This window comes from Azospirillum endophyticum (assembly GCF_016595245.1).
Lineage (GTDB): Bacteria > Pseudomonadota > Alphaproteobacteria > Azospirillales > Azospirillaceae > Azospirillum > Azospirillum endophyticum.
The window spans coordinates 94,026-115,276 of record NZ_JAENHM010000059.1 but is presented as its reverse complement, the minus strand read 5'-3'; the positions used below and the strand labels follow the sequence as shown (position 1 = coordinate 115,276).

The 21,251-nt window shown below is 67.1% G+C and carries 20 protein-coding genes and 3 tRNA genes; 9 read left to right on the top strand and 14 right to left on the bottom strand.

The window, feature by feature from the left end; all coding sequences use genetic code 11:
- Positions 1 to 115: 115 nt before the first annotated feature.
- Complete coding sequence (locus JHL17_RS21155; protein ID WP_200196141.1) at positions 116 to 1,864, bottom strand: glycosyltransferase family 39 protein; 1,749 nt, start codon at positions 1,862 to 1,864, stop codon at positions 116 to 118.
- A complete protein-coding gene (locus JHL17_RS21150; RefSeq protein WP_200196138.1) occupies positions 1,861 to 2,997 on the bottom strand; it encodes a glycosyltransferase family 2 protein in 1,137 nt (378 codons plus the stop codon). The genes JHL17_RS21155 and JHL17_RS21150 overlap by 4 nt, the downstream gene beginning before the upstream one ends.
- Positions 2,998 to 3,431: 434 nt before the next feature.
- On the opposite strand from JHL17_RS21150, the gene JHL17_RS21145 reads away from it, so the two are divergent.
- Both JHL17_RS21145 and JHL17_RS21140 read left to right on the top strand, forming a co-directional pair.
- On the top strand, positions 3,432 to 5,441 hold the full coding sequence (locus JHL17_RS21145) for a methyl-accepting chemotaxis protein (RefSeq protein ID WP_200196136.1): 2,010 nt from the start codon (positions 3,432 to 3,434) through the stop codon (positions 5,439 to 5,441).
- Between the two features lie 160 nt (positions 5,442 to 5,601).
- Complete coding sequence (locus JHL17_RS21140) at positions 5,602 to 6,264, top strand: elongation factor P hydroxylase (RefSeq protein WP_200196133.1); 663 nt, start codon at positions 5,602 to 5,604, stop codon at positions 6,262 to 6,264.
- Positions 6,265 to 6,475: 211 nt separating this feature from the next.
- On the opposite strand, the gene JHL17_RS21135 is transcribed toward JHL17_RS21140, so the two are convergent.
- A complete protein-coding gene (locus JHL17_RS21135) occupies positions 6,476 to 7,420 on the bottom strand; it encodes an AEC family transporter (RefSeq protein ID WP_200196131.1) in 945 nt (314 codons plus the stop codon).
- Positions 7,421 to 7,932: 512 nt separating this feature from the next.
- Positions 7,933 to 8,007: transfer RNA gene (locus JHL17_RS21130), tRNA-Gly, on the bottom strand.
- A 145-nt stretch (positions 8,008 to 8,152) separates the two neighbouring features.
- Between JHL17_RS21130 and JHL17_RS21125 the strand changes: the two genes are divergently transcribed.
- The 5 genes from JHL17_RS21125 to JHL17_RS21105 all read left to right on the top strand — a co-directional run bounded on the left by JHL17_RS21125 (position 8,153) and on the right by JHL17_RS21105 (position 11,206).
- Positions 8,153 to 8,698 (top strand): prolyl-tRNA synthetase associated domain-containing protein, encoded by a 546-nt coding sequence (locus JHL17_RS21125; RefSeq protein WP_200196128.1) that lies wholly within the window; start codon positions 8,153 to 8,155, stop codon positions 8,696 to 8,698.
- Between the two features lie 174 nt (positions 8,699 to 8,872).
- The gene (locus JHL17_RS21120; protein WP_200196126.1) at positions 8,873 to 9,826 is read left to right on the top strand and encodes a thioredoxin family protein; all 954 of its coding nucleotides are present in this window, start codon (positions 8,873 to 8,875) and stop codon (positions 9,824 to 9,826) included.
- A gap of 57 nt (positions 9,827 to 9,883) precedes the next feature.
- Positions 9,884 to 10,552, top strand: coding sequence for an LON peptidase substrate-binding domain-containing protein (locus tag JHL17_RS21115; RefSeq protein ID WP_200196124.1), 669 nt, complete (start codon positions 9,884 to 9,886; stop codon positions 10,550 to 10,552).
- Between the two features lie 28 nt (positions 10,553 to 10,580).
- Positions 10,581 to 10,811 carry a Trm112 family protein gene (locus JHL17_RS21110; RefSeq protein ID WP_200196123.1) on the top strand — a complete coding sequence of 77 codons (231 nt, stop codon included), beginning with the start codon at positions 10,581 to 10,583 and terminating at the stop codon, positions 10,809 to 10,811.
- Positions 10,808 to 11,206 (top strand): gamma-butyrobetaine hydroxylase family protein, encoded by a 399-nt coding sequence (locus JHL17_RS21105; protein WP_200196121.1) that lies wholly within the window; start codon positions 10,808 to 10,810, stop codon positions 11,204 to 11,206. The genes JHL17_RS21110 and JHL17_RS21105 overlap by 4 nt, the downstream gene beginning before the upstream one ends.
- Before the next feature lie 46 nt (positions 11,207 to 11,252).
- Here JHL17_RS21105 and JHL17_RS21100 read toward each other — a convergent pair whose 3' ends face one another.
- The 6 genes from JHL17_RS21100 to JHL17_RS21075 form a co-directional block, all read right to left on the bottom strand.
- Entirely contained in the window at positions 11,253 to 12,764 is a 1,512-nt protein-coding gene (locus JHL17_RS21100) for a UbiD family decarboxylase (protein ID WP_200196119.1), read from the bottom strand.
- Between the two features lie 108 nt (positions 12,765 to 12,872).
- Positions 12,873 to 13,223: a hypothetical protein gene (locus tag JHL17_RS21095; RefSeq protein ID WP_200196118.1), complete on the bottom strand. Its 351-nt coding sequence runs from the start codon at positions 13,221 to 13,223 to the stop codon at positions 12,873 to 12,875.
- Positions 13,210 to 13,482 (bottom strand): ribbon-helix-helix domain-containing protein, encoded by a 273-nt coding sequence (locus tag JHL17_RS21090; RefSeq protein ID WP_200196117.1) that lies wholly within the window; start codon positions 13,480 to 13,482, stop codon positions 13,210 to 13,212. The genes JHL17_RS21095 and JHL17_RS21090 overlap by 14 nt, the downstream gene beginning before the upstream one ends.
- Positions 13,483 to 13,655: 173 nt before the next feature.
- Positions 13,656 to 14,378 carry an acetoacetyl-CoA reductase gene (gene phbB / locus JHL17_RS21085; protein WP_200196116.1) on the bottom strand — a complete coding sequence of 241 codons (723 nt, stop codon included), beginning with the start codon at positions 14,376 to 14,378 and terminating at the stop codon, positions 13,656 to 13,658.
- A 145-nt stretch (positions 14,379 to 14,523) separates the two neighbouring features.
- Positions 14,524 to 15,699 carry an acetyl-CoA C-acetyltransferase gene (locus JHL17_RS21080; RefSeq protein WP_200196115.1) on the bottom strand — a complete coding sequence of 392 codons (1,176 nt, stop codon included), beginning with the start codon at positions 15,697 to 15,699 and terminating at the stop codon, positions 14,524 to 14,526.
- A gap of 113 nt (positions 15,700 to 15,812) precedes the next feature.
- Complete coding sequence (locus tag JHL17_RS21075) at positions 15,813 to 17,123, bottom strand: alpha/beta fold hydrolase (RefSeq protein WP_247893711.1); 1,311 nt, start codon at positions 17,121 to 17,123, stop codon at positions 15,813 to 15,815.
- Positions 17,124 to 17,717: 594 nt separating this feature from the next.
- Between JHL17_RS21075 and phaR the strand changes: the two genes are divergently transcribed.
- The gene (phaR, locus tag JHL17_RS21070; RefSeq protein WP_200196114.1) at positions 17,718 to 18,365 is read left to right on the top strand and encodes a polyhydroxyalkanoate synthesis repressor PhaR; all 648 of its coding nucleotides are present in this window, start codon (positions 17,718 to 17,720) and stop codon (positions 18,363 to 18,365) included.
- A gap of 228 nt (positions 18,366 to 18,593) precedes the next feature.
- Positions 18,594 to 18,812: a hypothetical protein gene (locus JHL17_RS21065; RefSeq protein WP_200196112.1), complete on the top strand. Its 219-nt coding sequence runs from the start codon at positions 18,594 to 18,596 to the stop codon at positions 18,810 to 18,812.
- 9 nt (positions 18,813 to 18,821) lie between these two features.
- On the opposite strand, the gene JHL17_RS21060 is transcribed toward JHL17_RS21065, so the two are convergent.
- From JHL17_RS21060 to JHL17_RS21045, 4 genes are all read right to left on the bottom strand, one after another.
- Complete coding sequence (locus JHL17_RS21060) at positions 18,822 to 20,012, bottom strand: glutathionylspermidine synthase family protein (RefSeq protein ID WP_200196110.1); 1,191 nt, start codon at positions 20,010 to 20,012, stop codon at positions 18,822 to 18,824.
- A 402-nt stretch (positions 20,013 to 20,414) separates the two neighbouring features.
- Complete coding sequence (locus JHL17_RS21055) at positions 20,415 to 20,786, bottom strand: hypothetical protein (RefSeq protein ID WP_200196108.1); 372 nt, start codon at positions 20,784 to 20,786, stop codon at positions 20,415 to 20,417.
- A 236-nt stretch (positions 20,787 to 21,022) separates the two neighbouring features.
- Positions 21,023 to 21,098 (bottom strand) — tRNA-Ala (locus JHL17_RS21050).
- A gap of 38 nt (positions 21,099 to 21,136) precedes the next feature.
- A tRNA-Leu gene (locus tag JHL17_RS21045) sits at positions 21,137 to 21,223 on the bottom strand.
- Positions 21,224 to 21,251 lie beyond the last annotated feature (28 nt).

Sequence of the window (21,251 nt, the reverse complement as noted above, 5' to 3'; positions counted from 1 at the left end):
CCGCGAAGGGCGATCCGGCGAAAGACGGGACGGGAGCCGCCGAGGTACTCCCCGGCCGCCCCGGCGCAGCCCAACCGGTCAGGCTTGTCAGATTCGCAAGGGTTGGCCGCCGGGGCTATTCGGTCGGGATCTCCGCCCTCGGCGGACGGCGGTCCTTGACGATGGACAACGGCACGTCGTCCGCCGCGATCTCCAAGATCGGATGGCCATCCAGCAGCGACGGACAGCGCTTGACCTGGGTGAAGGCCAGGAAGAAATCAGCCTTGCGCCAATCCGGTTCGATCCCGTTCACCAAGCGGAGCCAGGGGGGAAGCTCGAAGCGCACTGCCAGCGTGTTGCCGCAGACGGTCAGCGTGTACTGCCGCGGCGGAGCATGGCCGTCATTCTCGCGCTCGACATATTCGATCAGCTCCTGCAGCGCCTCGTGCAGGGAGTTGCCCCAGTAATCCAGCTCGAACCTGCCGTCCGCGCCGCGTACGCCGCCGACGAACTGGTTGTAGTACACGTACTGGTTCGGGTGCATGGCGCCCAGCTGCCAGGCGTACACCACGGCCGCGACGGTCATCGCCGCGGCGAAACCCTGCCCCAGGGCCCGGCCGCCGCGCTGGCACAGCGACCACAGCCGGTCGGCGGCGATCGCGGCCATCACCACCATGGGCGGCGCCAGGAACAGGAAATGGCGGATGCCGTTGTAGACCGACGGCCGCATCAGCACGAACAGCAGGATCGGCAGGAATCCCGCCAGCGCCAGCGGCGTGTAGCGGACCACCGTGAAGGCGCCGGTTCGCCGCCAGCCGCCGCGCGCCAGCCAGACCGCCGCCATCACCACCGCCGCGCCGACGCCGATCACCACCGCTTCCGGCAGCTTCACCGCCAGATAGACCGGCAGATACAGCGCGGGCGGGGCGTTGGAATGAACCAGCTCCCCCATGAACAGGGTCTGGATGTCGATGGGGAAATGGGAGACGACGCGCAGGGCCTCCAGCGGATTGCGGAACGGACGCTGCACCACCCAGGGCCAGAATACGGCCATGATCGCATAGGCGACGGGGATCGCCGGCCACAGCGACAGGAAGGCGCGCCGCGCATCGGCCAACGCCCAGCGGTGCCCTTCCTGCCGGGTCACCAGCGCGAAGTGCAGCGCCATGGCGACTGCCAGATAGAAGCCGGCCAGCACCGCACCGACGCGGATCGCCAGCGTCAGGCCCAGCACCAGCCCGAACTTCAGCACCGCGCTGCGGCTCGGCCGCGGCATCTGCTTCAGGATGCGGGTGGCGAAATAGAGCGTCCACACCATGCCGGCCGCAAACGGCACGTCCTTGGTGTTGTTGAACATGGCGCCGTAGTAGACGCCGCTCAGCGACAGCAGCGCCGCGGCGATGAAGCCGGCGCGCGGACCGGCCAGCAACCGGGTATAGCGCCATGTGCCGGCGATCCCGAGAACGCCGACCAGGGCACAGAGCAGGTGCCGCGTCTCGTACTCCTCGAAGGGAGAGAAGGGCACGATCATCGCGGTGACGAGGTCGAACAACCCGCCGTAATAGGCCAGATCCTTGAAATGGAAGGCCGACCGGTCCTGGAAGCCGCTGAGGTAATAGGACAGCAGCTTCTTGCCGTAGATGTGCTGCACCTCCTCGTCCGTGCTGATGCCGTAGCTGAGGAAGGTCAGCGCCGCCAGGATCAGCAGGCCGAGCAGAAGCGCGCGCGACAGGCCGTCCCACAGGGCCCTCTCGCCGCGCGGCAGCGCGATGCCGGCGGCGCTGGCGGTGGACGGTGCGGCCGGCGCAACGGGTGGACGGCGGGCGGGGGACGCCCCCGTGCCGCCACTCCCCTCGGCGGTCTGCAGGCCTGTCTCGATGCTCATCGACGCGGCTCCTGCCCGACCGTTCCGGCGAGGGGATCGAACTCATGCTCATGCCGGCCGTCCGCCGCGCCGAAACCATGGGCGGACCGGACGATGAACAGCGGCCGTCCTTTCACCTCCGCGAAGACGCGGCCCAGATAGTCGCCGATGATGCCCAGCGTGATCATCTGGATGCCGCCCAGGAACAGAACGGCGACCAGCAGCGACTCATAGCCGGGCACGTCGATTCCGTGGATCAGCGTGCGGATCAGGCGGATCAGGATATAGATGAAGGCGACGCCCGACACCGCCACGCCGACCAGGCTCCAAACCCGCAAGGGAAAGGTGGAGAACGCGGTCAACCCGTCGATGGACAGGCGCAGCAGCTTGACGAAACCCCATTTCGTATCGCCGCCGGCGCGCTCTCCCTGTTCGTAGGGGATCGCGGCTTGCCGGAAGCCGACCCAGGCGAAGATGCCTTTCATGAAGCGCGTACGCTCCGGCATCCGGTTGATCACTTCGACGACGCGGCGGTCCATCAGGCGGAAATCGCCGACCTCGCGCGGGAGCTTGATCTCCGACAGATGGTCGAAGACCCAGTAGAACAGGCGGGCGAACAGCCGGTGTTTCAGGCTTTGCCCGACACGGGCATGGCGCACCGCGACGACCACGTCGAATCCTTCGCGCCATTTGGCGATGAAGGCCGGCAGCAGTTCCGGCGGATGCTGCAGGTCGGCGTCCATCGGCACCACCGCGTCGCCGGTGGTGTGGCTGAGCCCTGCGGACAGCGCCAGCTCCTTGCCGAAATTGCGCGACAGATCGACCACCTTCACCCGCGCTTCGCGGTCATGAACGTCCAGCAGCCGGTCGATGGTGTCGTCGCGGCTGCCGTCGTTGACGCATACCACCTCCCAATCCATGTCCAGCCCGTCCAGCACCGGAACCAGCCGGGCGAACAGGGCTTCGATGTTGGCGCCCTCGTTGTAGAAGGGGATGACGACCGACAGGCATCCGCGCCGCGGACGGCCGGATCGGTTCGCAGGGGGGCGGCCCAATGGCCGGTCTTCAGAGGACCGACCCTCGCCGGCAGGGCGGACGGAAACAGTACGGGCATCCGGGGAAGCCGCGGAAAGGGGCGCGTCGGGAGTGGGCATGGCCAGCCGTCGGGTCAAAGCGTCAGGGACCGGGAGATGAAGGGATCGGCGACGACCCCGGCCGGCCGCTGCGCCCTTTGGCATATATCACGATACGGGGGGATGTTCAAAATGCCTCTCCTGTGACCGACACGGCACAAAAAATGGCCTGTCCGCCCGCGAAAGCATCCAGGCACCACCATCGGCAGATCCACGAAACAGGCAAACGTCTGCCTCCGTCTTTTATTCCCAGGCTCCGAAAGACCGCATTCCCCTACGTTACCGATTGGCCTTTCCGAGTGTCCGTTCATCCGTCTGGCCTTCCCCACGCCTGTGGCATGCTTTCTGAAATGGTAGTAGAAACGGGTCGCAGTGGTTGACCTGTTCCGGTCTTAGCCGCCCGTCTTGCCCGCCCGGATGCCGAGCAGCCCCCCGCGCCGTTGGAACCCCCGATCATGAGCCTTTTCAATCGTCTCTCCGTAGGAGCCAAGATCACGGCGGCCAGCGCCGGCATCCTGGTGTTCCTGGTGCTGATCGGCGGTATCGGCGTGGCGGCCCTGTCGCAGGCCGGCGGCACCGTCGACACCTACCGGAGGCTTGGCCAGCAGACGAACGAGTTGGGGCGCATCCAGGCCCTGATGCTGGAGATGCGGCAGCAGGCCACCCGTTTCCTGCTGACCGGCGATCCGGAGGTCGGCACCGCCGTCCGCCGCGCCGCGGAGGAGGCGGCACAGGTCATCGACAAGGCCCGCGCCCTGTTCACCGACCCTGCCCTGCAACGGACCGCCGACCAAATGGCGGAGGAGATCGCCCGCTATCGCGAGGCCTTCGCCGCGACGATGGATGTCCAGGCCCAGCGCAGCAAGGCGATCACCGAATTGGATGCGATCGGGCCGCGGCTGGAAAGCGCGCTCGACGGCATCATGGACAGCGCCGGCGCCGCAGGCGATACCGATGCCGCTTATCTGGCGGGCATGGCGCTGCGCCACATGCTGTCAGCCCGCATCTCGGCGACGCGCTACAATGTCGACGGCTCGCCGGAACTGGCCAACCAGACCCGATCGCAATTCGCCGACGCCGCCAGCCGCGGCGGTACGATGATGGCGAAGCTGGCCGACTTCGACCGCCGCAAGATGGCGATGTCCTACACCGCCACGCTGCGCGTCTACATCACCGGCTTCAACGCCGTGGTCAAGGCGACGACCGAACGCGACCGCCTGGTCAAAGAGGTGCTGATCCCCGTCGGCGATTCCATCGCCAAGGAGGCGGAGCAACTGACGGAAGCCAGCGTCGCCAAGCAAATGACCCTCGGCATGGAAGCCGGCGCCTTCATCGACAAGGCGCGCGGCGGAATGGTGATCGCGTCGCTGGTCGCGGTGGCCCTGGGATTGGCGACTGCGCTGCTGATCGGCCGCGGCCTGTCGCGGCCGGTGGTGGCGATGACCGACCGCATGACCAGGCTGGCCGGCGGCGACCGCAGCGTCGACATCCCCGGCCTGGAGCGGGCCGACGAGATCGGCGGCATGGCGAAGTCCCTGCAGGTGTTCAAGGACAGCCTGATCGAAAGCGACCGGCTGGCCGAAACCCAGCGTGCCGGCCATGAGGCACAGCGCAGCCGCGGCGAGCGTATCGACCGCTTGACCCAGGAGTTCGACCGGCTGGTGCTGCAGGCGCTGGGCCGGGTGTCTGCGGCGGCGACCCAGCTGCAGACCACCGCGCAAACCATGTCGGCCACCGCGGAGCAGACCACCCGGCAGGCGGACGCGGTCGCCAGCGCCTCCCACTTGGCGACCGGCAATGTCGAGACGGTGGCTGCCGCGACCGAGGAACTGACCGCCTCGATCGGCGAGATCGGCCGGCAGGTGGCGGAAAGCACCCGCATCGCCGGTCAGGCGGTCGCCACCGCCGAGAAGACCGACGGCACCGTCCGCGGCCTGGTCGACGCCGCGCATCGCATCGGCGAGGTGGTGCAGCTGATCACCGACATCGCCAGCCAAACCAACCTGCTGGCGCTGAACGCGACCATCGAGGCGGCGCGTGCCGGCGAGGCCGGCAAGGGGTTCGCCGTCGTGGCGTCGGAGGTCAAGAGCCTCGCCAGCCAGACCGCCAAGGCGACGGAGGAGATCGGCAGCCAGATCGCCGGAATCCAGGAGATCAGCCGGCAGGCCGCCGGCGCCATCGCCGAGATCAGCCGGGTGATCGCGGAGATCAACCACATCTCCACCACCATAGCCGCCGCGGTCGAGGAACAGGGCGCCGCCACCAAGGAAATCAGCCGCAACGTCCAGCAGGCGGCACGCGGCACCCAGCAGGTCTCGGGCAACATCGCCGGCGTGTCGGAAGCCGCGACCTCCACCGGCGATGCCTCGCGCGAGGTGCTGACCGCCGCCGACGGGCTGAACCACGAGGCGACGGACCTGCGCGGCTTCGTGTCGCGCTTCCTGACCGATATGCGCGCCGCGTAAGAAACGGCACCCGTTCTCGGAGTAAACTTGACAGTCATGGCCTTGGCCGGGCCCGAACGGAGTGGGTCCTGCCGGCGCGCTTCCTGTGCCGGGCGGCCCTGCTCCTTGGCGCGGCTACATTCTCCTTGCGCCCGGACGCCCCCTTGGGCACATAGGCCCCATGATCCTGACCCCCATCGCCATCGACGACATGCCGAAGGCCGTCGCAGCCTTCGATGCCCATCTGGAGGGCCATGCCCAAGCGCAGGCCGCCTTCCGCCGGATCGCAGCGACCTGGCCCGTGAGGCCGGACGACGAGCCCGGCGGCGGTGTCGACACGCCGGCCCATCGGGCGGAAGCCGTCCGACTGGCCCATGCCCACGGCATCGACACGCTGGATGAGCCGCCCAGCCGGTCCTTCATGTGGGACGGCAAAGTGATCCGCACCGATGTCGAGGCGACGGTGATCGTGCATGAGGTGGCGCACTGGCTGTGCGCCGCGCCGGAACGGCGGACGCTGATAGATTACGGCCTGGGTCCCGGACCGGAGACCACCGCGCGCAAGGAAGCGCGCGCCGACAAGCGCCTGTGTTTCGAGGACTGCATGCATGAGGAGCAGCAGACCTCCCTGCTCGGCGTGCTGTGGGAGGCGGAGCTGGACCAGCCGGCGATCCTGGCTTTCCTGGAGCAGAACTGGATGGAGCATTGGGAACGGCCGAGCACCGCCACCTTCTTCATCCGCCATGCCGAGGAGCTGTTCACCCGTGGCCTGATCGATGCCGACGGCCGGCCGACCACGGCGCGGGAGTGGGCGGATGCAAGGCAGGGTGTGCTGGTGGACTGAAAGGCGGCGGGGGGAGAGACTGCCGCCGCCTTCCGAAAGAATCCTGTTCCGAACAAGCATTGGTCCCATCCTCCGCCCGGCACTGCGGGATGCATCATCACGTAAAACTTGGCCGTCACGCCGCAGTGATGCGGGTGATGAAGGCCTCGATTTCGTGGTCGAGCCGGTTGAAGCTGCGCGACAGACCCTTGGTGGTGTTCCTGCCCGGCCTTCAGCTTGCGGAGGACACCATAAAGGCAACGGAGATCGACACCGGCGACAACAGGGTGGAGATCAGCAGCGCCATCGACACCACTTCGCGCCCGGCATGGTAACGTTCCGCGAAGACATAGGCGTTGATGCCGATGGGCAGGGCCGCGGCGGTGACGGCCGGAGCGACCCATAGCGGTGGCAGGGCGAAGACCTGGGTGGCCAGCAACCATGTGAGCAACGGATGCAGCCCGGTCTTCAACAAGGCCACCACCGCGGCCGGCAGCACCGCTCCCGAGGCGGGGCTGAGCGCCAGCGATGCGCCGAGCGTGAAGCAGGCGCAGGGAAGCACGGTCTGCGCCATCATGGTGAAGCTCTTCATCACCATGGGCGGAATCGTCAGATGGATCAGGTTGGCGGCCAGCCCCAGGATGATCGACACCACCAACGGGCTGGTCAGCGTCGCCCGGGCCGCCCCCAGCGTCGCCTGCACCGGACGCGTGGACCGGCCGCCTTGCGCGGAGCCCTGGGTCTCCGCCAGCATGGTGGCGGAGGTGAACAGCAGCGGCGACTGGAAGACGATCAGCAGCATCACCGGCACCGCCACGGTCGGCCCATAGGCCTCCATGATGATCGGGGAGCCCAGCAGCGCAATGTTGGAAAAGGAGCTGGCAAGACCGATGGGTGCGATCTGCTCCCGCCGGCCCGCCATGCGCATCCACAGCCCGCCCACCAGGAAGACCGCGACCGCCGCGATGTAGAAAGACCCCACCACCGCCCATTCCAGCGGATCCGGAATCTCCGTGCTCGCCATGTTGGAGAACAGCAGTGCCGGCAGCGCGTAGATGCCGACGAACCGGGAAAGCCCTTGGACCATCGCCGTGTTGAACCCGCGGTAGCGCGCCGCCCAATAGCCAAGGGCGATCAAGCCGAACATCGGCAGGACGATCTGGAAAATCAGCGACATGGACGCGGCACCTCGGGAGCGGGGTCGGCGGGAGCCGGCGGTGCGGGGGCTTTCCTTTACACCGTTTCCCTCATGCGGCGGGAAGGAACTCCGGCGGCGGAATGCCCAGCACATCCACCAGGGCGGCACCGGCTTCGATCGGCCCGGCCCGCTGGCGCTGGGCGCTCCGGCGGGGCCGGGCTCCGGACCAGGGCGGCTTTTGCAAAAGCCGGCGGCACCACCACCACGCCGTCCTCATCGCCCGGGATCAGGTCGCGGACGGAGCCGTCGACGGCCAGACCCGCCGAACCACCGGAATCGCCGACTGCAATGGCATGATGGGGCACGTCGCCTTGCTGGACATGCAAGCCGGAACGGCAATCGTTGGGGCTGTTTGCAGGAAGCCGGCAGGTTCCGTACCGGGCGGCATGACCAACAAGCGCCACGGATGCCTGAAGGCTGAAATGCGAAAGGCCGGCACCCGAAGGTCCGGCCTTTTGAAATCGCATGATCCAGCGTCGGCGCTGGAAAACTGGAGCGGGCGAAGGGATTCGAACCCTCGACCCCAACCTTGGCAAGGTTGTGCTCTACCCCTGAGCTACGCCCGCGCTCCGTGCCGTCGTCCAGTCCGTTGTAGGTACCGTCCGGCGGTGTGCGGCGGACTATACTGATCGGCCGACGCATTGCAAGCGCCTTGTTTCAGTTTTTTTCACCGGCTGGACGATTTTCCGCGCGCCCGGTACAAGGGAAGCCATGGACACCGCATCACCTTCGCTTCCAGATCGGGACGCGCCGCTGCCGACCTCGCCTGAGCAACTGCTGGCGCGGCTCGACGCCCTGGGCATCCACGCCACCACCCACAGCCATCCGCCGCTGCACACGGTGGAGGAGAGCAAGGCCCTGCGCGGCGCCCTGCCCGGCGGCCATTGCAAGAACCTGTTCCTGAAGGACAAGAAGGACCAGCATTGGCTGGTGGTGGCACTGGAGGATGCGCGGGTCGACCTGAACCGGCTGGACAAGACGATCGGGTCGGCACGGCTGTCCTTCGCCTCGGCGGATCGGCTGTGGCGCCTCCTCGGCATCCGGCCGGGCTCGGTCACGCCCTTCGCACTGGTCAACGATCCCGACCTCAAGGTGCGCGTGGTCCTGCAGACCGCGATGATGGAGCATGATCTGCTGAACTATCATCCGCTGCTGAACGACCGCACGACGGCGATCCGGCCCGACGACCTGCTGCGCTTCATCCGTGCTTGCGGGCACGAGCCGGCCATCGCCGAGTTCGGCCGGATGGAGGCCTGACGAGCGGAAGCCAAGCCGGCCGGCACGTCCACGCAACGCTTGCTTGAGCCGCCTTGCGCGCTCACATATGTCGGCAACGAATGGATCCGCGCCGCTGATGGCCGGATCGGCAACTTCATGGCCCACCGGGATGTCCTAATGGGCCAGGCATCACCAACGGGACCGAAACACGCCATGTTCTCCATGCCCCCCGCCAACGGGTCCAAGCCCGCCGCTCCCGCCGCCGCCGGTGCTGCCGACGTCGTCAAGGACACCACCGACCGCGCCTTCATGGCCGACGTGATCGAAGCCTCGCGCGACGTACCGGTGATCGTCGATTTCTGGGCGCCCTGGTGCGGCCCCTGCAAGCAGCTGGGCCCGATCATCGAAAAGGTGGTGCGCGCCGCCAAGGGTGCCGTCCGCTTGGTGAAGATCGACACCGACGCCAACCCGATGATCGCCTCGCAGCTGCGCGTGCAGTCGATCCCGGCGGTCTATGCCTTCTTCCAGGGGCGTCCGGTCGACGGCTTCATGGGCGCCGTCCCCGAATCGCAGGTGAAGGCCTTCGTCGACAAGCTGGTGGCGCTGGCCAAGCAGGCCGGTGTCGGCGGCGGTGCCGACGAGATGCTGGAGGAGGCATTCGCCCAGGCCAAGGAGATGCTGGAGGCCGGCGACCTGCAGGGCGCGCTCGACCTCTACAGCCAGATCCTGCAGGCCGAACCGGAAAACGCCCAGGCCTATGCCGGCATCATCCGCTGCCTGATCGCCGCCGGCGACCTGGAGAACGCCAAGCAGATGCTTGCCCAGGCCCCGGAAGCCATCGCCAAGGACAAGGAACTGGCCAATGTCCGCGCCGCGCTCGACGTGGCGGAGCAGGCGTCCAACGCCGGCCCGATCCCGGAGCTGATGGAAAAGGTCGCCCATGACGCCGACGACCATGCCTCGCGCTTCGACCTCGCCATGGCGCTGTTCGCTGCCGGCAAGCGCGAAGCCGCGGTGGACGAACTGCTGGAGATCTTCAAGCGCGACCGGACCTGGAACGACGACGGCGCCCGCAAGCAGCTGGTGAAGTTCTTCGAAGCCTTCGGCCAGACCGACCCGCTGACGGTGAAGACCCGCCGCCGCCTGTCGACGATGATGTTCAGCTGACGCTTTTCCGGAACGGGGACGGCTGTTCCATCGGCGAAGGGGTTCTATCTGATTGGCATGACCAGAAACCCCTTCGACGCCGAATTCGGCAAGTTGCCGGAGATGCTGCCGATCTTCCCGCTGGCCGGCGTTCTGCTGCTGCCGCGGACACGGCTGCCGCTGAACATCTTCGAGCCGCGCTATCTCGCCATGGTCGAGGATGCGCTGGGCAGCGGCCGCATGATCGGCATGATCCAGCCGCTCGACCCGACCCAGCGGGCGCGTGAGCCGGCCGTCTATCCCTGCGGCTGTGCCGGCCGCATCACCAGCTTCACCGAAGCCGAGGACGGCCGTTTCCTGATCACCCTGACCGGCATCGCCCGTTTCGAGATCGGGCGGGAAGTGGAGGGTGCGCGCGGCTATCGCCGGGTGGTTCCGGATTGGCGCCCGTTCCGCGCCGACCTGGAACATGAGCCCTGCGGCGACGTCGACCGCAACCGGCTGCTTGGCGCGCTGAAAAGCTATTTCCGGGTCCAGGGCCTGTCGGTCGATTGGAAATCCATCGAATCGACGCTGGACGAGCGGCTGGTCAACTCGTTGGCGATGATCTGTCCCTTCACGCCCGGCGAGAAGCAGGCGCTGCTGGAAGCGCCGACCTTGGCGGAGCGCGGGAAGCTCTTGATCGGGCTGGTCGAGATGGCCATTCTCGACAACCATGACGGGGACGGTCCGCCGCCCAGGCATTGACGTTCTTCCAATAACCGCGAGACACGACATGGCGACGCCCGAGGACAAGAGCAGCGAAGCGAAAACCAACCCCCGCGTCGACCCGAAGCTGCTGGAAATCCTGGTCTGCCCGCTGACCAAGGGCCCATTGCGCTACGACGCCGAGCGCGGCGAGCTGGTCAGCGAGCGCGCCGGTCTGGCTTATCCGATCCGCGACGGCATCCCGATCATGCTGATCGACGAGGCCCGCAGCCTGGACAAGGCGGGGTCGCAGCGATGAGCCCCGGCGAGGGCACGGGCGACGGCTTCGGCACCGTCCATTGGCCGACCGAAATCCGCCTGAAGAAGGAAGAGAAACGGCTGGAGGTCGATTTCGACGACGGCCGGACCTTCTCCTACCCGGCGGAGTTCCTGCGCGTCGTCAGCCCGTCCGCCGAGGTGCAGGGACACAACCCCAGCCAGAAGCAGACGGTCGGCGGCCGCCGCCATGTCGGCATCATGCGGCTGGAGCCGGTCGGCAACTATGCCATCCGCATCGTCTTCGACGACCTGCATGACAGCGGCATCTACAGCTGGAAATACCTCTACGAGATCGGCACCGAGCAGGAGAGCCTGTGGGCCGAATATCTCGAAGAACTGCAGGCCAAGGGCCTGAGCCGCGATCCGCGGCGGTAACGTCCGGGACGGTCCCTCCCCCTCTTCGGGAGAGGGACCGTCCCCCTCACTTCCAAATCGGTTTCCCGCTGCCCGGCAGGCCGTACAGATCCCATTTCCGGCTGACCGTCTCCACCACCTCGTCGGTCATGTGGAGCTTCTCGCCCCATTCGCGCTTGGTTTCCGGCGGCCATTTGTTGGTCGCATCCAGGCCGACCTTGCCGCCCAGCCCTGAGTCCGGGCTGGCGAAGTCGAGATAGTCGATCGGCGTCCCCTCGATCACCGTGATGTCGCGCGCCGGATCCATGCGGGTCGAGATCGCCCACATCACGTCCTTCCAGTTCCGCGCGTCGATGTCGTCGTCCACGACGATCACCCATTTCGTGTACATGAACTGGCGCAGGAAGGACCAGACGCCCATCATCACCCGCTTGGCGTGGCCGGGATAGGCCTTCTTCATGCTGACCACCGCAATGCGGTAGGAGCAACCCTCCGGCGGCAGCCAGAAATCGACGATCTCCGGGAACTGCTGGACCAGCAGCGGGATGAACACCTCGTTCAGCGCCTCGCCCAGCACCGACGGCTCGTCGGGCGGGCGGCCGGTGAAGGTCGACAGGTAGATCGGCTTGCGCCGCATCGTCATGGCGGTGACGGTGAAGACCGGGAAGGGCTCGACCGAGTTGTAATAGCCGGTATGGTCGCCGTAGGGCCCCTCGTCGGCGTATTCGTCCAGGCTGACATGGCCTTCCAGGACGATCTCCGCCTGGGCCGGCACCTTCAGCGGCACCGTCTTGCACTCCACCAGTTCCACCTTCTTGCCGCGCAGCAGGCCGGCGAACTGATATTCCGACAGGGTGTCGGGCACCGGCGTCACCGCGGCCAGGATGGTGCCGGGGTCGGCTCCCAGCACGACGGCGCAGGGCAGCGGCTCGCGCTTCCCACTCGCGGCCCAGCGGTGATGGTGCTGGGCGCCGCCACGGTGCTTCAGCCAGCGCATGATGGTCTTGTTCTTCCCCAGCACCTGCATGCGGTAGATGCCGAGGTTGAAGTCGTCCTCGCGCTTGCCCGTAGGCCCCTTGGTCACCACCAGCGGCCAGGTGATCAGCGGCGCCGGTTCGCCCGGCCAGCAGCCCTGCACCGGCAGGCGGCCGAGATCGATGTCGTCGCCGGTCAGCACCACCTCCTGGCAGGGCGCCGAACCGACGGTCTTCGGCTTCATCGACAGCACGGTCTTGGCCAGCGGGATCAACTCCAGCGCCTCGCGGAAGCCGCCCGGCGGCTCCGGCTGCTTGAGGAAGGCCAGCGTCTCGCCGACGGCACGCAGCTGGTGCGGCTCGCGGTCCATGCCCCAGGCGACCCGCTCCACCGTGCCGAACAGGTTGACCAGCACCGGCATCTCAGACCGCGTGCCGTCGGCTTTGATGACATTCTCGAACAGCACCGCCGGGCCGTTTTCGGCCAGCAGGCGGGTCTGGATCTCGGTCATCTCCAGCGCGGTCGACACCGGCTCCTTCACCACCACCAGCCGCCCCGCCTTCTCCAGCCGGTCGATGAAGTCGCGCAACGAGGTGTAAGGCATCGCGGGGTGTCCAATGTGGTGGTACGTCCAAGGCGGACGATAACCTTCAACTCGGCGGCCGGTCCGTCAAGTGCGGCGGAGGCCGATGTGTGGAGAATTGCCCACGGGTCAGCGGCTTCCAAGCCGGTCGACGATCTGCCGCCGGTGATCGACGCCGCCGAAAAACACGGCGACGATCAATACTTCGGCCAGCGAATCGTCAATGCTGAAATAGAAAGTGAACCTATTGCTCGTCACCGTCCGGATGCCCGGACGGATTTCCGGATGCTCCGTGCCACGATGGGGATAGGTTGCAAAGGACCGAAGGTAATCCGCCGCCGCGACGATACGACGCGCGGCCCTTTCGGTCGCTCTCTCCGCATCGTCTCCCAAGTCCTGATAGGCCTGAACCAGATAGCCTTCGATCAAGTCGAAGTCTCGAGTGACGATCGGCGCGTACCGCAGCTTATAGCGCGGCACGGGCTTTCCTCTTGCGCTCCAGCATCGCGTGGATATCCGCGATACCCTCCTCAAGATCGACGAAGGGACCGGCAAGGCGCTGATCGATCAGCAGCCGGAGAGCCTCAAGCTCCAAGTCACGGGTTTCCGTCTCATGACGCAGCATCTCGAGACCACGCTGAATGACGGCGCTGAGGCTCGGATAGTGCCCGGCTTCGACAAGGCTGCGCGCGTAAGCTTCCTGCTCGTCAGTCAGGGAAATCGAGGTCTTCACGGTCATCGGCCACCTCCCGCGCCAGAGGGTACTACTGGGTAGCACCGCCATCAAGACCGGGAACTCACCCGCCCAAAACAAAGCCCCTTTCCCATCCCCGGTGGATCGTAAATCCAGCCAGGCACGGGAAAGGGGCTTCGTCGTGGGTCACGAATCGGGATGCGAGACCCGGTCGCGGATCAGTACATGTGCTGGCCGCCGTTGACCGACAGGGTCGAGCCGGTCATGAAGCCGTTTTCGTCGTCGACGAGGTACAGCACCGCCTTGGCGATCTCCGAGGCGCGGCCGAGACGGCCGACCGGGATGCGGGCGACGATCTTCTCCAGCACGTTGGCCGGCACCGCGCGAACCATGTCGGTATCGATGTAGCCGGGGGCGATGGCGTTGACCGTGACGCCCTTGGCGGCGCTCTCCTGCGCCAGCGCCTTGGTGAAGCCATGGATGCCGGACTTCGCCGCAGCGTAGTTCACCTGGCCGTACTGGCCGGCCTGGCCGTTGACCGAGCCGATGTTGACGATGCGGCCGAAACCACGCTCGCGCATGCCGTCGATGACGTTGCGGCACATGTTGAAGCAGGAGGACAGGTTGGTGTGGATCACCTTCTCCCACTGCTCGTAGGTCATGCGGTGCATCACGCCGTCACGGGTGATGCCGGCGTTGTTGATCAGCACGTCGACCGGACCGAGGTCACCCTCGATCGCGGCGATGCCCTTCTTGCAGGCGTCGAAGTCCGCGACGTCGAACTTGTAGGTCGGGATGCCGGTGCGGGCGGTGAATTCCTCGGCCGCCTGGTCGTTGCCGGCATAGTTGGCGGCGACCTTGTAACCGGCATTCTTCAGGGCGACGGCAACCGCCTCGCCGATGCCGCGGGTGCCACCAGTGACGACTGCAACACGAGCCATAGTTCTTCTCCCCAGATTTAGTGATGGTTGGTTGGTTTCTTGAATTCTTATTGTTGGGCACGGGATTTCCTCCGCAGGTCCGGCGGAAATCCCGTGCCTTGAGCGAAGCGGGCCGCTTCGGTTTTTGAAGCGGCCCGCCCGGTCCTCAGTCGCGCTGGACGCAGAGGGCGATGCCCATGCCGCCGCCGATGCACAGGGTGGCGAGACCCTTCTTCGCGTCGCGCTTCTGCATCTCGAACAGCAGCGTCGTCAGCACGCGGGCACCCGAGGCGCCGACCGGATGGCCGAGCGCGATGGCGCCGCCGTTGACGTTGACCTTGCTGGTGTCCCAGCCGAGATCCTTGTTGACCGACAGCGCCTGGGCGGCAAAGGCCTCGTTGGCTTCGATCAGGTCGAGATCGTCGACGGTCCAGCCGGCCTTCTCCAGCGCCTTGCGCGAGGCCGGGATCGGGCCGGTGCCCATGATCGCCGGATCGACGCCGGCGGTGGCCCAGGAGACGATGCGGGCCAGGGGGGTGACGCCGCGCTTGGCCGCGTTCTCCGCCGTCATCAGCACCAGGGCGGCGGCGCCGTCGTTGATGCCCGACGCGTTGCCGGCGGTCACCGTGCCGTCCTTCGAGAAGGCCGGGCGCAGCTTCGCCAGCGATTCCGCCGTGGTGCCGTGCTTGGGATACTCGTCGTCCGACACGACGACGTCGCCCTTGCGGCCCTTGATGGTGACCGGAACGATCTCGTCCTTGAAGCGGCCGGACTTCTGGGCGGCCTCGGCCTTCTGCTGGCTGGCGGCGGCGAAGGCGTCCTGCTCCTCGCGGGTCAGCTGCCACTTCTGGGCGACGTTCTCCGCGGTGGTGCCCATGTGATAGCCATGGAAGGCGTCGGTCAGGCCGTCGCGCAGCATGGTGTCCAGCAGTTCCGCGGTGCCCATCTTGGTGCCGTTGCGCAGGTGCATGACGTGCGGCGCCATGCTCATGCTCTCCTGGCCGCCGACGACCAGAACGTCGGCGTCGCCGCTCTTGATCGCCTGATAGCCGAGCGCGACCGTGCGCAGGCCGGAACCGCAGAGCTGGTTGACGCCGATGGCGGTCGCCTCGACCGGGATGCCGGCGTTGACGGCGGCCTGGCGGGCCGGGTTCTGGCCCTGGCCGGCGGTCAGGATCTGGCCAAAGATGACCTCGTCCACTTCCGCCGCATCGGTCTTGGCGCGGGCCAGCGCTTCGCGGATCGCGATCTCGCCCAGAACATGGGCGGGAACGGCGCTGAGCGCACCGTTGAAGCTGCCGATGGGCGTACGGGCGGCACCGGCGATGACAACCTCGGTCATTGGACGCTCCTCGTATTAGGACAGTTTTATTATAGCGCTGGTGGGACGCTCGGAGTGTTTCTTACCTTACGGCGTGTAGCCGGACGGGTGCAAGCTGGCCGAAGGTCGCGGCGCTAACCTGTCGCAGCAAGCCAATCGGTGAGCGGATTCCACACTCCGGTCTCGGCGCCGGCACTCACCACCATTCCGATATGGCCGAGCGGCGGACGCAGCATGCGGGCACCGGGAATCGCGGCGGCCAATGCCAGCGCGGAGGCCGGGGGGACGATGCGGTCGCGCTCCGGGATCAGGGCCAGGGTCGGCACGCGGATGGCGCCGGGATCGACCGGCAGGCCGGCGACCATCCAGGCCCCCGCCACCGTGTCGTTGCGTCCGTACCAGCCGGCCAGGGCATCGCGCGCCACCCCGGCCACCAGCGGCACCCCGTCGTTCAGCCAGTCTTCCAGCGCCACGAAGGCGGTGGCCGCACGCGAGTCCGGCGCCATTCGGGCGAAGCTGCCGAACTTCTTCAGCGCCAGCAGCGGATCGAGCTGGGCGAACAGCGCCTGCAGTGAATCGGTCGGCAGTTCGCCCCACCGGTCCAACAGCGGACCCCAGGGCTGGACGAAGCTGGCCACCCGGCGCGCGGTCGCCGCATCCTCCGCATGGAAATCCCAGGGCGTGGCCATCAATCCCAGCCCTGAGAGCGAACGCGGCCGGCGTTGCGCCAGCGCCGCGGCGAGCAGCCCGCCCATGCAATAGCCGACCACCGGCACCGGCCGGCCCACCGCCTCCACGACGAAATCCAACGCGCGCTCCAGCCGGCCGGCGATGTAGTCGGTCAGGGTGAAGCGGCGCTCCAGCGGCCCCGGCATGCCCCAATCCAGCAGGAACGGCCGGAAGCCGCGACCCGCCAGCCAGCGCATCAGGCTCCTGTCGCGCGACAGGTCGAGGATATAGCCGCGGTTGACCAGGGACGGCACGAACAGAACCGGTCGTCCGGCAGCCCCCTCCCCGTAATCCAGCAGGCGCGACCCGCCTTCCGTCCAGACCACCGGTGGGTCGGGCAGGTCGCGGCGGTAGGGATGGTGACGGTACCGTTCGATCCCGGTCAGGACGGTGTCGATGCGGCGGCGGATCTCGCGGTCAACTTCCCGGGTCAGGCGGTCGGCGCCTGCCGCTCCGACCGGCTCCTCGCTTCGCTCCCTGCTCCGATGCAGCCGGTCGGCCCGCGACATCTCGTCCCGCAGGGTCGCCGCCCGCTCCCGCAGGGCCGGATTCCAGGGCAGCGAGCCGTTCCTCAAGAACGGCAATGCGGCCGAGGAGCTCAGCAAGCTGCCCAGCGCCGCCGTCAGATGAAGGGCCAGCGGACGCGGTCCCTGCCGCATCCCCGGGCGGGGCGGGATCCCGCCCGCCTGCCTGTCGTCCACCAGACGCTCGCTCATCGGAAGGCCGTCCGTATTGGGGGAAGCCGGTGTTCGGAAAAGGCGCCGGACGGGGATCCCAGCCGGTGCCGGCCATCGAGCCGCCGCCGAAGCCGCCAAATCCCGCCGCCCCGAATCCCGCCTGTCCCAACCCGAACGGCATCGCCCCCTGTCCCATCATCTGGAACAGGCGGGTCATCATGTCCGCCGCTTCCGGATCGGCGGCGCAGGCCGTCCATTGGTCCTGCCACAGGTCCAGATAGCGGCGCGCCAACGACTCGTAGGACGGCGGATCGGCGGAAGACGGATCGGAGGATCGGTCTGGTTTCGACGGGTCGGCCATGGCCGGATTATAGGGGCGACGGGACCGGATTGACCAGTCCGGCATGGCTCCCCACCCGACCTTCCGGGTATCGACAGGAGTCCCCCATGCAGGCTCCGCTCCTCCATCCGCGTTGGAAAGTCCAGCGCAACCGCGGCGCTATGCCGCGGCGCAACGCTGGACAAATTGCTATCCCTTCGAGTAGTTCTAATGACGGAACAATTTCCGCCGCCAGTCCTGCGTGTTCCGGAACAGCATGGCCTGGAACATGTCCCTTCTTGAAAGAGTCCGCGATGGCCGACAAGGAAGACCAGAAGTCCGCTCCGATCACGATCAAGAAGTACGCCAACCGGCGGCTCTACAATACCGCGACCAGCAGCTACGTCACGCTGGACCATCTCTGCCAGATGGTGAAGGACGGGCTGGATTTCGTGGTCTATGACGCGAAGACCGGGGAGGATATCACCCGTTCCGTCCTGACCCAGATCATCGTGGAAGAGGAGAGCAAGGGTCAGAACCTGCTGCCGATCAGCTTCCTGCGCCAGCTGATCGGCTTCTACGGCGACAACATGCAGTCGGTGGTACCGCGCTATCTGGAATATTCGATGCAGGCCTTCTCCCGCAACCAGGAGCAGATGCGCGACTATTTCCAGAACACGCTGGGCGGCATGTTCCCGTTCGGGCGGCTGGACGAGGTGAGCAAGCAGAACATGGCGATGTTCGAGCGCGCCATGCGCATGTTCACGCCCTTCGGCGCCGCCGGCGGTCCGGACGAGGCGCCCGGCGGACAACGCCAGCCCGGCCAGCCCGGCCCGGCCCCCGCCGCGACGCCAGCCGGCATGGCCGGCGCCACCTTCGACGAGTTGCAGAAGCAGATCGACGAATTGCAGAAGCAGATCGCCACCATCGCCAGCCCCGGCGGCAAGTCGGACACGAAATAACGGCGGCATAACGGCGGCGCAGGGGACAGCCGGACGGATCGGCGGAAAAGGTTCCCGGCGGACGGGCGGCAAGGAAGGCGGGGGCATACCCCGCCTTTTTCATTGCGCCTGCCGGAAGGGGCGCGCAGGCTTCGGTCCGTGCATAGGGGGCACCTTCTCGTCCACGGAACCGGTCCGGCCGTTCTCCCGGATTGACCGGTCCGTCCAACCGTCAGGAGGGAACCGACCATGACCACCGAACTCACCGTTTCGATCACGATGGCCAGCGACGATCCGCGGGAGGTCGCGCGTTTCGAAAACCTGCTGCGCGACTGGCTCAGCCACCAGCCGGGCGTGGCCGGCATGGCCATCGCCGACCGCGGCAACGACCTGGCGGCCGAAAGCATCTGGCGGGCAGCCCGCAAGGCGACCTTCGGCCCGGCGCTGAAGAACCCCTTCGCCCCGTAAAGGTCGCGATCAGCCCCTGAACAGGTGCGGGACCATCGCCGAATCCGGACCGACGCCGGACCCCAGGCGCGGATCGACGGATTCCCGCACCCCCATGCCCAGGCACTTGTCGCCGACGATCCAGGCGTGCAGGACGGCGCGCGTGTCCTCTTCGCGGAAGCAGGACGGCGTTTCCAGCCAGACCGCGCCGTGGGCCGCGACGTCCTCGCCGATGTCCGGGCCGTCGTCGGCGATCACCGCCCCATGCTCCACCATGCGCGTCGGCGCGCCATCCAGACCGTGAAGGGCGCGGACGGTCACCATGTCGGCTCCCGCCAGCCCGCCGGGGTCCAGTGCCGCGCGGCACAGGTTCGGGTGGCGCGGATAGAGATGGGACAGCACCGCCAGCAGCCCGTGGTTCGACCATAGCCAGCACCACAGCGGAGACAGCACGCTCATGCCGCTGCTGCGCAGGCGCTGAAGGAATCCGTCGTCGGCCAGCCCGTCCCACGGATAGAGCTTCGCCAACCAGGAGATCGGCTGCCCCTCGTCATCGAGGAAACGGCGGCCATCCCAGGCGATGGAATGCAGCGGCAGCAGACGGGTGTCGATGCCGGCCTCCGCCGCGGTGGCGGCCAGATAGACCAGTTCGCCCTCGCGCACCGGGTCGGGGGTGGCGCAGGTCGCATGCATGCGGCCACGGCCGGCGACGCCCGTCGCCAGTTCCTCCCACCGCTCCACCAGCGCCTCGTGCAGGCCGTTGAACTGGTTGGCATCGGGGGCCATGGCCTCGCGCCAATTGCGCTGGATCAGCGAGGCTGCGAACAACCCTTCGCAGGTGTCGTAGTTGCATCCCAGCAACTTGATGCTGTCGCGCCCGTCATAGGCCAGCGTCAGCCGTCCGGCGAGCCCACCCGCCCGCTCGTTGCGCCGCCCGCCGGCCCAGTAATCGGCCCAGGAGGCCTCGAGCATGCGCGCCAGTTCGCCACGGATGCGGAGCGAGCCGAACAGCTTGCGCTCCATCACATGACGGACCGCGACGGCGACCATGCTGTGCAGTTCGTCCGCCACGCTTTCGATCAGGTCGATCTGCGAGGCGGTGAACTCGTAGACGGTGTCCTCCCGCCACGCGGCCCCGGCCGACATGGCGCGCACACCATAGGGATATTTGCGGAGACCCGGGCGCCAGTCGGCCCGCGGTTTCATCGTCGTCCTGCGCATGCCCGTTCCGATCCCCGACCGTCAGTGCCGGGGAGCTTGGGAAACCGGGCCACGAGCCACGGCGAAGGGCCGGGGCATGGAAAAGGTGACGGGCGGCAGGCTGGTCAACTGTCCACTGATCAACGGTCAACTCCGGAGAGGCCAATCCGACGCAGGCGCGAAGGCTCGCGACGCAATCGCTGCGACGCAAGCACAGCCTTGCTGTATGTAGCCCGCTCCGCCGCATCGCGCCAGCGCGCATCGGCGATAGCTCCCCCCCGCCGGAAAGCGGCGAAATGGCTCCGAACGAGGGTTGCCCCCGATTGACCGTGCCGCCTGATCGACTGCCGGAAAAGGCGGATCGCTGCGGCGATTGGCGGCAGCGACCCGCTTCTTGGCCGAGAAAGACTCAGTCGCCGCGCATCAGATGAGGGGCGCCGAGGGATGTCGTGAGAGCGAACGGACCGCCCATAGAGCCAGACGGCCACGGCGCGGCTTCATGGCGGCGGCCACCTGTTGCACCGGCGATACCGCCGTCAGGCCGGGGATCAGCACCGGCCCGTCGTCGCGCGTGCCGCCCAGGCGCTGGATCCGGCGCGCCGACAGCACGACGCGCAGCACCTCTTCCTCGGACACCGCACGACGGGCCTGAACGGAGGCGAGGCTCGCCGCCTCGCACAAGGCCGCCCGTTCGGCCAACAGCCCGGTCAGGCCCTTGGCAGCCGCCGTCAGTGCAGCTTCATCGTAAAGGGCGAGGACAAAAATCCTCAACCCATGCTCCATCCGTGTGGACATGGCGGGCGCTCCGGAAAAATCGGAATGGCGTGCGGATATTGTGCGTATGGATCGAAGCCGGCAGGTCGAGCCGGGCTTCGACAAACGCGATTATCCGTGCGCGGCACCCGTTCGGCCATGCGCCCCAAGGTAGTAACACCGCGACTGCGCCTTCCTGATGCCAGAAAGCCACAGTAGCTGTACCGATAAATATCCGGATTGGTCGGGGTTTGTCCGCCCCGACAGGCGGGAAGAAATGGTGGAGCCAAGGAGGATCGAACTCCTGACCTCTACAATGCCATTGTAGCGCTCTCCCAGCTGAGCTATGGCCCCACTATACTTCTTCACTTCTCCACCAACACTTAGGGTGTTGGTGCGCTTGGAGGGAGTCGAACCCCCACGGCCTTTCAGCCACTAGGACCTGAACCTAGCGCGTCTACCAGTTCCGCCACAAGCGCGTCCGCGTTACTTGGGGTCACGCGGGGC

What these genes read in the sequence shown, in the direction of transcription:
- phbB (WP_200196116.1), bottom strand. Translation starts at nt 14,378, where the DNA reads ATGGCTCGTGTTGCAGTCGTCACTGGTGGCACCCGCGGCATCGGCGAG.
- JHL17_RS21100 (WP_200196119.1), bottom strand. Translation starts at nt 12,764, where the DNA reads ATGCCTTACACCTCGTTGCGCGACTTCATCGACCGGCTGGAGAAGGCG.
- JHL17_RS21145 (WP_200196136.1), top strand. Translation starts at nt 3,432, where the DNA reads ATGAGCCTTTTCAATCGTCTCTCCGTAGGAGCCAAGATCACGGCGGCC.
- JHL17_RS21075 (WP_247893711.1), bottom strand. Translation starts at nt 17,123, where the DNA reads ATGAGCGAGCGTCTGGTGGACGACAGGCAGGCGGGCGGGATCCCGCCC.
- JHL17_RS21105 (WP_200196121.1), top strand. Translation starts at nt 10,808, where the DNA reads ATGAGCCCCGGCGAGGGCACGGGCGACGGCTTCGGCACCGTCCATTGG.
- JHL17_RS21055 (WP_200196108.1), bottom strand. Translation starts at nt 20,786, where the DNA reads ATGTCCACACGGATGGAGCATGGGTTGAGGATTTTTGTCCTCGCCCTT.
- JHL17_RS21155 (WP_200196141.1), bottom strand. Translation starts at nt 1,864, where the DNA reads ATGAGCATCGAGACAGGCCTGCAGACCGCCGAGGGGAGTGGCGGCACG.
- JHL17_RS21060 (WP_200196110.1), bottom strand. Translation starts at nt 20,012, where the DNA reads ATGCGCAGGACGACGATGAAACCGCGGGCCGACTGGCGCCCGGGTCTC.
- JHL17_RS21150 (WP_200196138.1), bottom strand. Translation starts at nt 2,997, where the DNA reads ATGCCCACTCCCGACGCGCCCCTTTCCGCGGCTTCCCCGGATGCCCGT.
- JHL17_RS21135 (WP_200196131.1), bottom strand. Translation starts at nt 7,420, where the DNA reads ATGTCGCTGATTTTCCAGATCGTCCTGCCGATGTTCGGCTTGATCGCC.
- JHL17_RS21120 (WP_200196126.1), top strand. Translation starts at nt 8,873, where the DNA reads ATGTTCTCCATGCCCCCCGCCAACGGGTCCAAGCCCGCCGCTCCCGCC.
- JHL17_RS21140 (WP_200196133.1), top strand. Translation starts at nt 5,602, where the DNA reads ATGATCCTGACCCCCATCGCCATCGACGACATGCCGAAGGCCGTCGCA.
- JHL17_RS21065 (WP_200196112.1), top strand. Translation starts at nt 18,594, where the DNA reads ATGACCACCGAACTCACCGTTTCGATCACGATGGCCAGCGACGATCCG.
- JHL17_RS21110 (WP_200196123.1), top strand. Translation starts at nt 10,581, where the DNA reads ATGGCGACGCCCGAGGACAAGAGCAGCGAAGCGAAAACCAACCCCCGC.
- JHL17_RS21125 (WP_200196128.1), top strand. Translation starts at nt 8,153, where the DNA reads ATGGACACCGCATCACCTTCGCTTCCAGATCGGGACGCGCCGCTGCCG.
- JHL17_RS21080 (WP_200196115.1), bottom strand. Translation starts at nt 15,699, where the DNA reads ATGACCGAGGTTGTCATCGCCGGTGCCGCCCGTACGCCCATCGGCAGC.
- JHL17_RS21090 (WP_200196117.1), bottom strand. Translation starts at nt 13,482, where the DNA reads ATGACCGTGAAGACCTCGATTTCCCTGACTGACGAGCAGGAAGCTTAC.
- phaR (WP_200196114.1), top strand. Translation starts at nt 17,718, where the DNA reads ATGGCCGACAAGGAAGACCAGAAGTCCGCTCCGATCACGATCAAGAAG.
- JHL17_RS21115 (WP_200196124.1), top strand. Translation starts at nt 9,884, where the DNA reads ATGACCAGAAACCCCTTCGACGCCGAATTCGGCAAGTTGCCGGAGATG.